This is a genomic window from Arthrobacter sp. AG258 (assembly GCF_004364695.1).
In the GTDB taxonomy this organism is placed as follows: domain Bacteria; phylum Actinomycetota; class Actinomycetes; order Actinomycetales; family Micrococcaceae; genus Arthrobacter.
Window position 1 is genome coordinate 43,161 of sequence record NZ_SOBI01000002.1, and the last position, 16,367, is coordinate 59,527.

Annotated in this window: 10 protein-coding genes; 9 read left to right on the forward strand and 1 reads right to left on the reverse strand. The window is 66.3% G+C overall.

Going from position 1 to position 16,367, the window contains the following annotated elements:
* Window positions 1-53: 53 nt before the first annotated feature.
* The 5 genes from DFO47_RS03430 (at window position 54) to DFO47_RS03450 (ending at window position 9,449) form a co-directional block, all read left to right on the forward strand.
* The gene (locus DFO47_RS03430) at window positions 54-5,615 is read left to right on the forward strand and encodes a hypothetical protein (RefSeq protein WP_133830704.1); all 5,562 of its coding nucleotides are present in this window, start codon (window positions 54-56) and stop codon (window positions 5,613-5,615) included.
* 1 nt (window position 5,616) lies between these two features.
* On the forward strand, window positions 5,617-7,371 hold the full coding sequence (locus DFO47_RS03435) for a hypothetical protein (RefSeq protein ID WP_133830705.1): 1,755 nt from the start codon (window positions 5,617-5,619) through the stop codon (window positions 7,369-7,371).
* A gap of 30 nt (window positions 7,372-7,401) precedes the next feature.
* Entirely contained in the window at window positions 7,402-7,767 is a 366-nt protein-coding gene (locus DFO47_RS03440) for a hypothetical protein (protein WP_133830706.1), read from the forward strand.
* Between the two features lie 110 nt (window positions 7,768-7,877).
* Entirely contained in the window at window positions 7,878-8,249 is a 372-nt protein-coding gene (locus DFO47_RS03445) for an HU family DNA-binding protein (protein ID WP_133830707.1), read from the forward strand.
* Between the two features lie 144 nt (window positions 8,250-8,393).
* Window positions 8,394-9,449, forward strand: coding sequence for a hypothetical protein (locus tag DFO47_RS03450; protein WP_133830708.1), 1,056 nt, complete (start codon window positions 8,394-8,396; stop codon window positions 9,447-9,449).
* Window positions 9,450-9,459: 10 nt separating this feature from the next.
* Here DFO47_RS03450 and DFO47_RS03455 read toward each other — a convergent pair whose 3' ends face one another.
* On the reverse strand, window positions 9,460-9,834 hold the full coding sequence (locus DFO47_RS03455; protein ID WP_133830709.1) for a hypothetical protein: 375 nt from the start codon (window positions 9,832-9,834) through the stop codon (window positions 9,460-9,462).
* A gap of 854 nt (window positions 9,835-10,688) precedes the next feature.
* On the opposite strand from DFO47_RS03455, the gene DFO47_RS03465 reads away from it, so the two are divergent.
* Genes DFO47_RS03465 through DFO47_RS03480 form a run of 4 tightly spaced genes read left to right on the forward strand, consistent with a single transcriptional unit; the run spans window position 10,689 to window position 16,322 of the window.
* Window positions 10,689-12,143, forward strand: coding sequence for an integrase (locus DFO47_RS03465; RefSeq protein ID WP_243835325.1), 1,455 nt, complete (start codon window positions 10,689-10,691; stop codon window positions 12,141-12,143).
* The gene (locus DFO47_RS03470; protein ID WP_133830711.1) at window positions 12,140-13,873 is read left to right on the forward strand and encodes a hypothetical protein; all 1,734 of its coding nucleotides are present in this window, start codon (window positions 12,140-12,142) and stop codon (window positions 13,871-13,873) included. Before DFO47_RS03465 ends, DFO47_RS03470 begins: the two co-directional genes overlap by 4 nt.
* Window positions 13,870-15,915: an integrase gene (locus tag DFO47_RS03475; protein ID WP_133830712.1), complete on the forward strand. Its 2,046-nt coding sequence runs from the start codon at window positions 13,870-13,872 to the stop codon at window positions 15,913-15,915. The genes DFO47_RS03470 and DFO47_RS03475 overlap by 4 nt, the downstream gene beginning before the upstream one ends.
* Window positions 15,912-16,322, forward strand: coding sequence for a hypothetical protein (locus DFO47_RS03480; protein WP_133830713.1), 411 nt, complete (start codon window positions 15,912-15,914; stop codon window positions 16,320-16,322). The genes DFO47_RS03475 and DFO47_RS03480 overlap by 4 nt, the downstream gene beginning before the upstream one ends.
* Window positions 16,323-16,367 lie beyond the last annotated feature (45 nt).

Here is a 16,367-nt window from a genome sequence, read left to right on the forward strand (position 1 = left end):
GTATGATCTATACATAGTTATGTCCCCGAGCGTCCACAGGAGGCTGAGTAGCAATGAAGAAGGCACACGGACTGAGGCGGTACTTCTACGAGTACGTCTTCTACAAGGCAGTCGAGCAGGCCCGGGAGCAGAGCGGGGAGATCATTCCGATCTCCCAGGCGAAGGCCATCCGTGCACGGGTCGACCAGATCCTCAGCCAGCGCGGAACCGCCCTGGCTGATCCCGGACTCGGCGTCACCGCGTGTCTGACTGCGATCGACACGGCCTTCTCCGAGCGCGTCCCGGACTACGAGGCGCAGTTCGGCGACCACTCCCCCGCCAACGAGCGCTACCAGACGCTGCAGCGCGAGTTCACCCGTGCCACGGGCGTCGGAGCGGAGATCGACCCGCGTTCGGCGCGGCTGCCGATCAGCCCTTACGACCCGGCCTGGTCCGAGCGCGCGACGGTGAAGCGCGCAGGTACCGAGCTGCTGTACATTCCCGACGAGACGATCGTGAAGAACGCCGGCGGCGAGGTGGAGTCCTTGTCTGAGCCGCGCCGCGGGAACATGACGCTCTGGCGGCTCGACGAGGACGGTAAGCCGTACGAGGCCGGCCGTGCCATGACCAACGACGACGCCGCAGGCCTCACGGCGCTCATGGACAAGATGAGCCGCCAGGAGTACGACCAGGTCCGCGAGTGGGTCATCGACGGCGGACGCGACCCGCAGACCGGCCGCGTTGACCGCAACCGTTTCATGTCCCAGCGGGCGGTGGCGCGCTCGGCGGCGCTGCTCGAGGAGCTGAAGTCCCAGGGCGTGGCCTACGAGGTCCTGCGCGACCGTGAGCCCGGGCAGATCAAGGCCCGGATCTCCGGGACCGGCATGGAGATCCGTCTCACTGACACGCGCCAGGAGGAGTACGCCGGGGCGCGCATCTACGACAACGGAACGGTGCTGCGCTACAGCACCAATCACCGGGTGCCCGGCGGCATGGCCGTGCCCGCCCCGACTTCCGAGGACGCCGTGCGGCTGTTGCGTTTCGCCCAAGGCCTGCCCATCGAACGCCAGGATCTTCCCGGCACGGTGGTCGGCGTCGTCGGCTCCAGCCACCCCGAGCATGGCCGCGGCCGCTCCCTCATCGACGTGCCGGACAGCTATCACGTCGACCGCGAGAGCATGTTCGTCGTCGCGGACTATGTCGTCCCCGGTGAGAGCGCCCCGCGCCCCGGGTCCAAGGTCATGCTGCGCCGGGATGCCAAGAACCACTCCCTGCCGACCTTCTTCGTGGATGCAGAGCCGGCCGAGGCCTACGGTCGCGAGGCCGTGGACACCGCGCGGGAGAACCTGCGCGCCGCCCTGGGCGTCGAGGAGCTGATTCTGCGCGCGGAGTCTGAGCTGCAGCGCACCGAGGGCGCGCTCGACGAGATCGAGCCCCCGGAGTATGCCTCTGACCCCGAGGTCGCGGCGATCCAGCGCTCTTACTGGGACGTACTCACCGGAGCGCGCAGCGAGCTGCTGCGTCCGGGCGCGACCGAGGAGATGTACCAGGAGCGCCTGGAGGAGATCGGCGAGCTGCAGGCCGGTGAGCTTCCGGACCTGGGCAACCTCGTCTATGGTGGCACGGCCGCCGACAAGGTCCGTGCGCACGCTGATGACGTTCCGTTCGAGCTGGTCGGCACCTGGGATGCGGAGCCGCACCTGATCGACGGCGAGTGGCTCGACCAGCGCTTCGACCCCGCCCGCGTCGCCAAGTACATGACCAGCCCGACCGGCCAGTGGTCGAACCTGGACAACCTCGCCTCGGCGCTGCGCCGCTGCGGGGTGCCTCCCACCGAGCTCATGGGTACCAGCTTCCAGGCGACCCGCTTCAAGGACCGGATCGTCTCCTTCCACACGGCCACCGCCGCCCCCATCGCCGAGCATCCCTCGGAGTTCATGCGTCGGATCGGTCAGACCGTCCGGGAGAGCATCGAGCGCAACGCCGCGACGCCGGGTGAGATCCTGGTCGACGCGCAGGGCGTCATCAGCTGGACCGCCGAAAAGCTGCGTCGTGACGGCAAGGCCACGCCGGTCTCCGGTGAGATCGGCCAAGTCTTCGATGTCGGCAGCCATGGGGAGATTGTCACGCGCTTCGCCAGTGGCGAGAACGCGCTGATCGTCCCCGGCTACGAGGCGCGGATCAAGGCCCAGACCCCGGGCGAGGCCCCCAAGTCGGTCGAGGAGCGCACGGTGCTGCGCGGCTACGAACAGCTGATGCACGAGCGCATCCAGTACCAGCTTGCCGGTGACCTCGTCTCCGGCCGCAGCCGGACCGGCGAGCCGGCCTCGCTGAACGCGGTGTACTCGCAGCTCTACGGCACCAAGCACCCGGTTGACTTCATCGAACGGGCCACGACGTATGAGGTCGACCCCGCCACCGGCAAGGCCACCGCACGACTGGACGAGTGGACGGCCTCGATCCTCGAGACCGAGGCCAAGCGCGTGCGCTACTCCAACGAGATCAAGCAGGGCTCGACGATCTACGCCGAGTACCGCGCCGAACGCGATCGCACCGACGCGGCCGACGACAACGTCTTCGACGCCTGGCGGCTCACCGGTGGACGGAACATGACGGTGCTCACGGGAACCGACCGTAACCATGTGACGGCTCCCGGCGGCTTCTTCGATCCGGTGATGACCGGCGGCGCGACCAACCAGGGCATCGTGCGCTACCTCACCGAGGACGCCGCCGTGCGCCCCGACGGCACGATTGAGCCGGGTGACCCGGAGACCGTGACCGGCTCCCGCGCCCCGCTGATGAGCCGGCCGGAGCTGGAGACGCTGCGCTATGACCCGTTCGACCGCCAGCAGATGACGGCCTCGACGATCATGCAGTCTTCCGAGGTGACGAAGCCGACCGGCACCGCTCTGATGACCTTCGGCGGCTGGACGGCCGACGACCCGATCGTGGTGTCGACGGAGTTCTCCGAGCGGCATCGCATCCGCGGGGCCGGTGGCCAGCTGCGCGACCTCGTCGTGGGCGACAAGATCAGCGATCTGCACGGCAACAAGGGTGTCGTCTCTCTGGTGGTCGACCGCCACATGGACCCGGACGAGGCGCGTGCCCAGGGCCTGGAGCAGGAGGTGGCCTGGTTCAGGGAGAACCCGGGCATCGACGTGGTGATGAGCCCGTTCTCGCTGATCTCCCGCCGCAACGCCGGATCGGCGCGCGAGCTGATGGGTGGTGCCGTGGGCGACATCCGCCGCCCGGCCGTCCAGGGCCCCGATGCCGGGCCGGTCGACGGAGGGTTGGGCGAGATGCGGTTCGTGGTCACCCACATGGCTGTCGACGAGAAGACCAAGATCTACGACGACGAACAGGTGCGCGCCGGCAAGGGGCGCAAGGCCTCCTCGCAGCTGGCCTGGGCGCTGCAGTCCCAGGACTGCCCGGCGATCATGCGCGAGTTCTACGGCCACAACTCCGGTGCCGAGTCGAACCTGCGCGAGTATCTGCTGGTGGCGGGACTGGACATGGAGGCCGACGGCACCCTGCGTGTCGTGGGCCAGGCCGAGAGTGTCGACGAGCGGCCCGAGCGCCGTCTGATCCCGATGCCGGAGCTGATGCGCACGCAGCCGCGCAGCGAAGGCGCGACGCCGGGGCTGAACACCACGGCCATGCGCAAGTCCTTCGGCGACCTGATCGGCGATCGTGGCGGCGACATGGAAATCCCCTTTCCGCTGACCTACCCGACGAGTCAGCTGACCGAGACGGTCAGCGCGACTTCGTGGAAGCTGCCGGTGCTCTCTTCGCACCTGCGCAGCGGCCAGGAGTTCGACGACGGCACGTCCGTCACGCATGACTACACGCGCAGCTATCAGGACGTCTTCGTCGAAGCCTGCCGCTACCGGTACATGGCCGAGCAGCTGGACGACCACGGCCTGTCGCCGGACAAGCGCGCCGAGGTGCGCCGGGGCATGAGCGAGTCTGTCTCGCGGGCCCAGCGTGCCTTCGAGGCGATCACCACGGACGTGCAGAACCGCGTGCTGACCGGCAAGAACAACATCTTCAAGACCGGGCTGATGAGCTCGCGCCTGTCGGACTCGGCCACGATGGTCTGGACCGCCGACCCTCGGCTGGACATCGATCAGATCGCTCTGAGCTCGGTCAAGGCCGAGCAGCTGGGCCTGGCCGAAGGCGATCACGCGCTGGTCTGGCGCGACCCGGTCCTGCGCGACGCCGGCGTGCGCTACATGCGCGTGGCGATCGACGACCGGCTCACCGGCGCGGCGATCAACCCGGTGATGGACCAGTGCTTCGACGGCGACTTCGACGGTGACGCGGTCGCCGTCGTGAGGCTGCACAGCGAGGCCGCCAAGGCCGAGGCGATGGCCAGGCTCTCGGTCGGAGCGAACCTCCTGGACACCGGCGTGGTGAAGGCCGACGGCTCGCACCCGCTGGCCATGCAGGTCTCGCTGGACACCCAGGTGGCGCTGTCCAAGAGCCCGGAGCTGGCGGAGAGCCTTGAGAGTGTCGTCAAGGAGGCGAACCGCCTGCGGTTCGTCAGCGATCCGCACGAGGTTGCCGCCGGCCACGAGGTCCTCGTCGAGGAGCTCAGCGATCTCTATCGCTCGGCACAGCGCGGCGAGTTCGGCTCGGCGCTGACCTTCAGCAGCCGCGAGGCGCACTTGCAGAGCGTGCGCGAAGTCTGCGTCGAGACCGGGGCCAAGGGTAGCGAGAAGAAGCTCGGGGACTACGCCCGCAACCTCGGCGACGAGCAGGGCACGCCGGGCATCACGCAGGAGGACCAGGAGGCCTCGATGTTCGCCACGGCGATCAAGGCCCACGGCACGGGACTGGGTGGCTCGTTCTCCCAGCGTGCGGTGCGCGCCCTGCGTGGCGCTGACCTGAAGGCGGTGCTTGAGGTGACCTATCCGGTGACCCAGTCGATCCTGCAGGCCAAGCACGACGCTGCGGAGGCACGGCACAAGTACGAGATGCTGCAGGGTCCCGGGCGCGATCTGTGGCGCGGCCGCAAGCTCGAGCACACCGGCCCCGGCCAGTGGCGTCCCGAGTTCGCCGACGGCGAGGCTGTCCAGGCCACGGCCGAGGAGTGGGAGGCCCAGTTCGTCGAGTTCTACGAGGCCAAGGACGGGTTCAACGTTTCGGTCAACCCGGACTGCGTCGCCCGTGTCGCCCGCGCGCTGGAGGACCCGAAGTCGGGCCTGGTGCGCAACCTCGAGGAGGACCCGTCCCTGGCGGGCACGGTGATGGACCGTATGGCCTACGGCGGCGACTTCGAGGCGCTGGTGCAGGCTGCGAAGAATCGCGAGAGCGTCTTCGACGGCGAGAAGAACGAGCAGTTCGCCTCAGCGGGCACCCGCCGTGCCCGGGCCGCGGCGGCGCGCGAGCTCGACGCGTTCGCGGCGCACGGCCTCGACGGGCTGGACGGCCTGGAGTCCGCGGAGGCCGCGGTGGATGCCGCGGTCCTCAAGCGTGACGTGCTCGCGCAGACCGGGGACGGGGCCGCCAGGGCGCGCGGTGCCAGCCGGCGCTCGGCACACGCCGTCGGCGTGGGCGGCCGTCGCCCGGCCTGGACGCCGAGCTACGAGACCGGGCAGCAGCAGAGTGACGACGACTATGGACTGGGAGGCTGACATGACACAGGACACGGAGCAGGAAATGGGTCCGGGCGGCAGGGGCCGGGGGCGCAAGGCACTGCCTGTCGACCCGTTGGGCGACGTCCATGCCGTGTACGGGATGGACGGCGGGGAGGAGGACATCATCGACGCGGAGATTGTCGACGAGCCGGAGACGCAGGCCGGACACGACACCTCACGCGGGCAGCGCGAGCGGCTGCGCGACCGTGCCCGCGGCTTCTTCGGGGCCACGACGCGGGAGCGGACCGAGGAGCGGGAGCGCCAGCGTGCACGCGACCAGAAGCGCGCTGCGGCCGACGATGACGGCCTCGACGACCGGGAGCGGCTGCTGAAGCTTCGGGCGGAGACGCGGCTGGCGGGCGAGGCGTACATGCAGACGCTGCGCGATTCGAAGCTGCTCGTGCCCGGCTTCAACGACGGGGAGCGCACGAAGGAGTTCGACGCGATGCACGCGGTCTACATGCAGATGATGATGCAGGGCTGCCTGCGTCCGCTCACCCGCGGCGTGAACCCGAACTCGGTCATCCAGGCCGCCGGCATGATGATGGCAATGCGGATGCTCGCTCCTGACTTCAGGAAGGAGATGGACTCCTACCTGCAGCCGTTCAAGGACAAGGTCCAGGACCGGATCGACGCGAAGACCCGGCACATCGGCGAGAGGGCCGAGCGCCAGGCGGCCCTGGTCGGAGATCTGTTCGGGGGCGCGCCGGAGGCGCAGGAGGCCGCCGGCGACGACGGCGGGAAGCAGTCCGGGAAGTCGGGCGGGCGGTGGGGCACCAGCAGGGACGACTTCCTTTCCCGACGCTGGCGTACCCGCCTGGAGGACCTGGAGCGCCGCGAGCGGGGCAACCGTGAGTTGTTTACTCCCGAGTCGGCGGCCATGACCGAGGTCGCACTCATGGAGAACGCCTTCTGGAAGATGCGTGACCTCGAGCAGGACGCGAAGCAGATCAACGCCAGCTACAAGGCCCTGCGCAAGCGCCTGCGCCAGCAGATGGAGGACGACGGGCTCGACCGTGCCGAGGTGGTCAAGCGCGCCCGGACGATCATCGGCGAGCGGATGGAGTCCGAGCCGGAGCTGCGCCTGATGTTCAACGGCGTCGCGCACGGCCGCATCGTCAAGGCCCCGCCGCACGAGGCCCGCCTCGCGGGCACCGACAGGGTACGCGAGGTCTGGACCGGGGAGTTCGACGACCACCTGGGCCGGCGGATCCCCGACGAGGGCATGTTCACGCTGCGCCTGCCGATGGAGCCGGACGAGCACCAGGTGCAGCTGGCGGAAACCATGAAGGCGGCGATGCTGGACGGCGTCCAGCGTGGCGACGGACAGGCCCTCGGCGGCAGTGTCATGGGCTACATGATCGGTTTCGCGGCCAAGAAGCAGGGCCTGGACACCCGCGGGCTGCCCGAGGACCTCCAGCAGCGCCTCGACCAGTCCGAGAGCATGCTCGCAAGCATGGAGATCGATGGCCTCTCGGACGAGGAGCAGCAGCGTGTCTACTCGAACGCCTACGTGGACGCCATCGAGGAGCTGAACAAGGAGGACCCGGATTTTGAGCACGAGCTCAAGCTGGCCCTCGGCGAGGACTGGCAGGACACGATGCGGGCCGCGGTCGACGATCCCGCTACTTTCCTGGCGGCGCAGCGCACGCGGCCCCAGCCCTTCCGACAGGGGCCCGGCCCCTCGGCCCGGCCGGGGCCGGAGGGCCAGTGGAGCCGCGACCGCGGAGCCGAGGACTACCAGCCGGCATAGTCCGGAAACGAACGAGAAGGAGACAGGACCATGAGCGACGACCAGCAGGTAGAGCAGCAGGAGCGGTACGGTTCCCGGCTCGCCCAGATGTTCGGGTACGTCACGCCCGAGGACCGCGGTCGCTGGGAGCAGCAGCGTGCGCAGAACAAGAAGAACGTCAACGCAACCAAGCAGGGTGCGAAGTCCTCCGTGAGCTCGATGATGGAGTTCGGCGACAAGAACATCAACGCCAAGCTCAACGCGGCCCACCGGATCGCCGACCAGCAGCGGTTCGACGAGTCCCACGACAAGATCGTCAGCACACGGCGCGATCCGAAGACTCGGTCGATTATTGAGTCAGTTGACTACGAGTACAAGGACTACCGCCAGTCCATTGATCCGGATTTCGAGCTTTAGTTTGAATGGATACCGACAGGTCTGTAGATCGCTTTTCGACAGGCCTGTCGGATAAACTGGTTTTCAAGCAGTAAGCGGACGACGAGGGATGATAGGACAAAGGTGTGGGCATGAAGACGACGGTTCATCCGCGGATCAGCAAGCGTGGATTCATCTCGAAGGTGGCCGGCCGCAGCGGACAGCCGATAAGGGTGGTGAGTGAGGTGTACGAGTCGCTCATCGCGGAGCTCACCGACGCCGTGCGCCGTGGAGACACCGTCGTGCTCACCGGCTTTGGCCGCTTCGCCCGGCAGACGCACAAAGGCCACAAGGTCCGGTTCGGCAAGAAGGACGTGGATGACTACTCGGTGCTGAAGTTCTCCGCGTCACGCAGCATCAATCGACGGCTCGATCCGGACGCTGACCTGGGTGGCCCGGAGACCTTGCGGCTGATCGACGAGTTTGACGAGGCTGAGGAGGTCCTTGCCCGGGTGGCGGGATAGACGACGGACAGCTGCTGACAGAAAAAAAGAAGAACCCCGGCGATGCGGAAGCATCACCGGGGTTCTTGTGTCCGTAAGGGGCTGCAGGTGCCAGGACCGGTCCCTGTGCACGGCGCATCGTCAGGGGTCGCTTATGATCGCTCGGTGATCTCGTCTGAATTCCTTACCTGTACCTCCCATGTGCCATTGCTCCAGTCAGTGGTGCAATGCGATCCATTTGGCGTGATTGTCAGGTCGGCGGAACAGGACTGGGACCCGAGCACTTTGTTGTCCGCCCTCAGCCAGGCGTCGGCCGTTCTGGTCGCCATCATTGGAGGTTTCCTTGTCAGCAGGCTTGTTGCGATCTCCAGCGAACGCGAGGGCATCAGGAGGCTGGTGGAGGCAGCAGCTGGACGCATTGGGCACATTGAGGCGGACCTGAAAGAGGCCCATCGGACCCGATTGGACAGGGCGGAACGCTACTTCTACGAAGTGGCAGTGGAAAAACTGCTTGAAAATCCGTCCTTGGACTTGGATGCCCTGATTCAAGAGCGTGTCGCACGGGGAACGGCAGAAGAAGAGCTCAAACCGTACGCGGTTGCACTCCGGCAACGGGTGCAAAATGCAGTGCAGGCCATCAATTTGAAGCTCAGAAAAGGCGATACCAGGAATCTTGACCTTGAAGATCTCGTCGAGCGCGGTCTGGAAATCCCGGACGCCCACCAGGATCTTTATGAACAGGCATTCAAGCGCCGGCGCGCCTTCCTGCCAAAACCTCCCGCACTATCGATTCTTGGATCCACAGATCTCTTCGACTACTCAAATCTGGCAGCGGCGTTGAGACCGGACTGGGCGATCGCAGCGGACGTGCGACGACAGGATGAGGAAATCCGCGCTGAGGCTGATCTGAAGACGCAGCTGCGGGCTGCTGTTGCCGAGCGGGACCGCTTGAATGAAGAGCTGGCCCGCGTCGGCAAGCCAGAGGGAGTGGCTGCGGCCATGTGGATGCTGGGCCTCCTCTCGCTGGGAATCCTCGTACCTTTGGTCATGATGGCCTTTGAGCCCAAGGGCCTGGACGTCGTGTCCAAGATTCTGCTGCTTGTCAGCTTTGTCATCGGACTGGTGGCGATTCTTTGGTATGTGGGTTGGTTCTGGCTGAAGATCGGCAGTGACAAAACACAAGCTACGCCAGGAAGGTCCTCGGAAGCCCCGCCCCGGTAAAGGCCAGTAGTCACGCAATCTTGATGGCCGCCTTTTGCCGACGTTTTGCCGTTGCATTGCGAACCTCGGCGGCAATGCTCCAGGCAGCCGTTTCCGCAGTTCCGTTGGCCGGATGCACGAGAACACCGTGTGGGCCCGTGAGGCTTTCACCTGTACGGGTGCTGGCGTGCACGCAGTACCTGCGCTGGTTGTGCACGGTGTAGGTGACTTCCAACTCCAGTTCGACATCCCAGATGTGCTGCTGGTCCCGCAGAGCTTTCCTTGTCGCCGCCAGGAACATCAGGGCCGCGGCATCTTCAATCTGCTGTGAGGTGGGTTCCTTGTAGCGCCGGCCACCGGCAGTCCCGGCAGACCCAGCGGGGTTTGTAACAGCTTCAGTGGACATGACGACTCCTGTTTCGAATGTGGTTGGTTTCCCTGATCGAAGAAGGACCCGGTCACAGCTTTGCTGTGACGCTTCCCGGTGCTTGGTGCTGTATCCAGCCGGGAGGAAGCCTTGTTTCCACCCCTGCTTCGCTGGGCTTACGCTGTGCCCACGATGTTCGAAGGTTTGCCGGCCGCCCTGCATCCTCCTGTTGCCCTTGCTTTGGCCAAGGCCGTGGAGTCGATACCACGCGGTGACGCACTGTCCGGCGGCTCAGTCTTTGAGATGAAGTTCGACGGTTTCCGGGCAGTGTGTCTGGTCGGTTCGGATGGGGCGTGGCTCTACAGCAGACAGGGCAAGGATCTGAGCAGGTACTTTCCGGACGTGTTGGCTTCCGTGCGTGAGCAGATCCCTCCGGGCTGTGTTGTCGATGGCGAAGTTGTGGTGTGGTCCGAAGGGCGGCTGGATTTCGATGCGCTGCAGATGCGCCTGGTGAGCTCAAAGGCGGCTCTTGCGGAGCTCGTGATGAAAAGCCCTGCCTCGCTGATCGCCTTCGACGTCCTGGCAGTGGCGGGGCAGGATACCCGCGGGCTTCAATTCCGGGACCGCCGGGCTCTGCTCGAGGAGCTGGCGCGCGGGTGGGTTCCGCCACTGCATCTGTCACCGGCGACCAGCGACCGGGCCCTGGCGGCCACGTGGTTCAGTGACATGACCGCCACGGGCGTGGAAGGAATTGTGGTCAATTCCCTGTTGAATGAGCGTGTTGATGCGGTTCAAGAGGGGTGTGTGTGGTGCGAGGATGGCGTGTTTTCTGGGTGCCGGCCGGGCGGTCCGTGGTGTCGAAGCGACTGCGGGTCTTGGGCGGTTGGGATGGCTTGGCGGAGGATGAGGAGCGGGCGGGTGTCCGTCCCGGGACGCCGATCCTGCTGTCGCCGGACTGCCAGATCGACGGACGGTTGGCCCGTTTCCTGGTCCGTTCGCCCTTCGCCCGGCTGGAGCAGGAGACGAAGAGGAACTATGCGACGGACTACTGCGTCTTCTTCGACTTCCTTTGGCGTCGCGACAAGAACTGGGATGAGGCAGGCCCCGATGACCTGTGGGATTTCGAGGACTGGCGCACCAGGTCGCTGAGCAACCCACGGCGGATCGGCGGTGCCCGCTGGAATCGGGGCCTTGCGGCATTGGGCCGCCTGTACTCGTGGGCGGTCAAGCAGGGATACATGTCCGTGAGCCCGATAGAAACGCGGGAGGTGGCCGGGCGGCACGGGCAGGCGGTGACGGTGCCCGCCGCCCGGGCGAAGGATGCGAGGTCCAGTGATGTGCGCTGGCTGACGCCGCGGTTGTTCCGGCGTTGGGTGGATGTGGGCTTGCGCGGATTCTCCGCGGATGGTGGGCCGGGCGCGGCATGGGGTGGGCGGATGGAGGACCGGAATTCGGCTTTCGCCAACCTGTTGTTCTCATCGGGTCTGCGGCTGGCCGAGGCCGCTTCGCTTCTCACCATCGAGATCCCGCAGTCCGAGATAGGACACCGACGGTACTATTCTGGCCGGCTGGCCCCGGTGGTGACTAAGTCAAAGCGTGCCCGCACGTTCTATATGGCCGCACCGGTGGTGGCCGAGATCGAGGCATACTGCGATGCCGGCCGGGCGAGGGCGATCCGGCGTGCCCAGCGGCAGGGTCGGTATGACGTGCTGCCGCGGATGCGTCTGGTGACCTCGGTCTCCGGGCACCGGATGAAGGTCTTTCACTGGCGTGATCGCGACGGAATGCTCGGTGAGACTGCCCTGGCCCGGGCAAGTGTCGAAGAGCGGGCGATTCTTTTCACTGACGGGCCCGAGGGTCCGGAACCGCTGTGGCTGTGGCTCAACGAGTCCGGTCTGCCGTTTCGTCCGGCGTCCTGGGAGGGCGTGTTCCGGACCGCCACGGAACGGTGCGCGAAGATCCTGTCGGGGGCAATGGGTGATGCTCCGTTCTGCACGCCGCATATGTGCCGGCATTCCTTCGCGCTATTCATGCTGGTCGCCCTCCATCACGCGATGGATGTCCGGCTCGGCCTAACACCCAAAGAGCGCCGCGACTTCCGCCTCCTCTACGGGGATCCCTGGCGGATGGTCCAGGACCTTCTCGGCCACGCGGACGTCGAAACCACCCGCCGGATCTATCTGGCCCCGGTCTCCGACCTCCAGCTCCACTCGCTGATCTCCTCGCCTGCGCCTGGTTCGGGTGCCCCGGAGGGCGGGGCGGCCGACGATGTCTCCTGGATTCTGGCCAGGCTCGCCGCCGAAACGGGCACGATCCAGGACCTGATTGACGACGAGGATCCCCTGTGAGCGGCCGAGGACGGCGCGCTGCCCTGCCGCCGGAGCCCCACCACCGGCCGGTTCCGCGGCCCCATGATGGGCTGAAGGTCGAGCACCGCGACAGGAAGGGACGGGTGGGCACGTTCAACTTCGATGAAATCCCGGTGGGCCCGGAGCTGCAGCGCGCCTTTGCCCGGTGGTTCGCCGAGAAGTGTGCTCCGGGCGGCGGGTGGGACTCGCTCCCGTCAAGCAAAGCCATGTGGTTCCGCCTTACCGCATTCGGGCGCTTTTGCGCCGAACAGGACAATCCGCCCCAGCGCCTGGTCGACATCACACCGGCGTTGTGGAACAGGTGGCGGATGCGCCGCCCGGAAGGCATCCACGGCTACTCACAAGTGATCGCACTGGGCGGCTTCCTCAGGAGACACGACGAGCTGAGCGAGCCTACGAGGTCCGCGATGGCCAAGCGGCTTCCCTTGGTCACGTCCACGGGACGGGCGCTGGCCCCAGACGAATTCGAGGAAGTGCGCGCCGCAGCCCGGAAGATGTTCCGCTCCGCCCACCTGAGGATCCGGGCCAACACAGAACATCTTCGGCAATGGCGCGAGGGATCCTTCGAGCCGCAAAGCCCGGACTGGATCATCGGAGAGGCCCTGGACTCGCTCGCCCGCACCGGATATGTCCCCTACAAGCTTCGCGAAAGCGGGACCAAACGTACTATTCACCGTTACGTCGCAGTCCTCGGCGGAGAGGCCCCACAGTACACGTGGATGCGGCTCTTCCTGAGCCGGTCCGAAGCGTATGCCCTGGCCGTATTGCTGGTGATGGAGTTCGGACTGAACGCGACCGTGGTGTCGGAAATGCGCACGCCACGGGCTATCCAGGACGGCGGCGCGGACGGATTCCCCATCTACCGGTTGGAGCTGGAGAAGCGGCGGCGGGGAGCCGGCCGCCACTTCGAGACCCGGAATGTCCCGGACACCGGCGCCGACACGCCAGGGCGTCTGATCTCGAAAGCTCTGGAGGCAACTTCCCACGCGCGGGCCTTTGTCACCGCCGCCGACAGCACCTTGGGTTTCCTGCTCGTCTGGCGGAATTCCCTGCCGGGGCCCAGGAACGCGTCCCCCGTGACGCCATTCGGGATCGGCCTGACGAAGAACGCGGAAGACTCCTGGCTCCGGGAAACCGGCCTGACAGGTGCTCCCCTGCAAAGACTTCGGAAGACAGTCAATGTGTTGCACCGAAGGGAGCCCGGCCAGAACAGCCAGGACACCCACGACGCGGCCTATGTCCTCCCCGAACCCCAAGTGCAGCAGGCATCCGTCCCGGTCATTGCCGAGGGCGCCGAGAGCGCCCTCGCCCACGCCCAGCACACCGTACTGCGCGCCCAGCTTGCCGACACCGCCCACCCGAAGTCCCAGGAGACCCCCACTGCCGCCTGCTGCGACTACAAGAACAGTCCATTCAGCCCCCAGGGAACGGGATGCCGGGCCTCGTTCCTTATGTGCACCGCGTGCCCGAACGCGCGCATACACCCGAAGCACCATCCACGGCTGGCGTACCTGCACCTCTCGCTGGCCAGCCTGCGTTCGGTCCTGGGTGAAGAGACCTGGGGAGTGGACTGGGGCAATCCGTTCTCGCGTCTGGAGGATCTCAAGCGCAGGCTTGGTGGCCAGGTCTGGGCGACCGCCCTGGCCAGCGTGACCTCCACCGACAGAACAACCATCGCCAGCCTCCTGGAAGGACAGTACGACCTGTGACCCTCGCAATCGAAGAGATCGCTGCGCGCCCGGCACCGCATTCCCACGCCATCCTGCCCGGTCTGGTCTCCGAAGGCTTCACCGGCCCGGTCCCCCGATACGGGGACCCGGCATGGAGCCTGGACGCACTGGCGCACGGCCCCGGCGTATCGCGCACTACGATTCACTGGAAGACTGTGCCCGCGGCATTCCGGGAGGAACTGCGGCACCTGACATGGCTGCTGATCAACACTTCGCTGCCCGCCAGCTTCCTGATCGGCAGACACCCCCGGTGGCGGACCACCGTGTCACCCGGACACGTGTATCCCACCGTGGCGGCATGGAGGGCTTTCTGCCACTGGCTGGAAGAGAGGGGAAGCTCATCCCTCCGCGACTGCACTCCGGCAGACCTGCAGGCCTACGCACTCCACCTCGCAACGGACCGGGCAATGCAGCGCAACGCCGCCCAGAAAGTCCTCGCCGCCCTGACACGGCTCTGGGCCCTGGACTCCTCGAACCCCTACCCGGTCGGCCTCTGCGAACCGCCATGGCTGACCGAGGGGGCCGATAATTTCCTCCCGTCAGGTTCTTCCATGGGAGAGAACTCGACAGAGCCAATCACCCCGGAAACCATGGGACCACTGCTGATCTGGGCCCTGCGCGTTGTCGACGACTTCGCCGAAGATATCCTCACTGCCGCCCAACGGAAGGAAGAGCTACTCGCCAGAAGCAAGCAAACCCCTAACACTCCAGAAGGCCAGGCCGCGCTAGAGGACTACCTGGGGCGCTTCATCGCCGCCGGCACACCGCTGCCGAGCATGGCAGCCGGAAACAAGAGCGGACTCGCCGCAACGTACATCTCCTTCGTGACGGGGGCGTCGATCCGCCAGGTCCACCATCAGGTAATCGCAGGGCGTTGGCGGGAACGGCTCTTGTCCGCTGATGGTCCCGCTCCCGTTCTCACCGAGCTTTCCGGCAGGGTTGATGGCCGCCCCTGGAAGAAACTCATCGACTACTCCGAAGTGGGCACCCTCAAGACCCACCTGACGACCGCGGCCTACATCGTGGTGTCGTACCTGACGGGAATGAGGCCCCGAGAAATCCAGGGACTCGAAAGGGGCTGCTGCCCGGAGCCGGAATCAGCGCGTCACCTGATCTACGGCCGCGTTTACAAGACGGCCGTCAACGACGACGGGAACCACGTCCCGCAGGGAACCATTCGCGACGTCCCGTGGGTTGCCATCGAACCGGTGGTCCGGGCCATCCGCACAGTAGAGAGGATCAACCCCGACGGGTATCTGTTCGGCGGCCTGCCCCCCGACACCATGAATCTGCGCGTTGAGAAGTTCATCGCATGGGCTTCGAACCTAGCCAAGAGCCTGGACCGGCCTCACGAGATGATCCCTAAGGACAGGTACGGCTCGATCGGGGTCTCGCGGTTCCGCCGGACGCTGGCATGGCACATCGCCAGGCGCCCCGGCGGGCTCGTCGCCCTCGCCGTTCAATACGGCCACATGCGCACCGCCATGAGCGCCGGCTACGCGTCCCGGAGCCGGAACGGAATGCACGACCTGCTCGACCTGGAAACGGCTCTCGCCGCTGCTGATACCCTGGCCTCGCTCAACGAAGACCTGGTGAACGGCGCCGGCATCTCAGGCCCGGCGGCACGCAGAGCCCTCAACGCCGCCCGGCACGCCCCCGATTTCGCGGGCACCATCGTCAACGCGAGGCAGGCCCGTGCGCTTCTTGAGAACCCGTCGCTGACCGTCTACGAGAACCCGTCCGCGATGCTCATGTGCGTCTACAAACCGGATCGCGCCCTCTGCAACCGCGTCACCGACCGCGAAGCGCCGCGCCTGGACCGCTGTGTCCCATCCTGCGCGAACATCGCACGAACCGATGATCACGCAAAATTGATGAGACAAGAGGCGGAGTCTCTGGAGGAGCAAGCCCCGAAGTCTCCAGTGCCTCTCAGGCACAGGCTGGAAGCCCGGGCCCGGCGGCTGCGTCAGGAAGCCGACCAGCACGACCATTCCCGCATCACTCCGGAGGGGACCAGATGAACGCCGCGCACGACGAACGCGCCCGCATCCAAGCAGCCATGGAACGAATCCTCGGTGGAAACCCGGAAAACTCCAACGGGGCCCTGACCATCGTGGCCCTCGCCGCAGAAGCAGGAGTGCCCCGAAACGCGCTCACCCAGCGGCACACAGACCTGAAGAACCTCTTCTACGAGAAGGTACGGGCGCGCGGCGCTACACCGGACAGCGAACAACGCCTCCGTCGGGAAACAACCAGACTAAAACGGTTGCGGGCGGAAGACAGAAAGGAGAACCAGCAGCTGAAAGCAGACAACGAAGCACTCATCGGAGCCCTCCACCTGGCACGGCTCCACAATGAAGAGCTCCGACAGCGACTGGCAGAGCCCGGGGGCGTGCTCCACACCATACGGCCGGACCCCGCAACCTGACCCAGCCCTTGGGGGCGTTGCCCGCGAACAACTCGACCGCGGTGT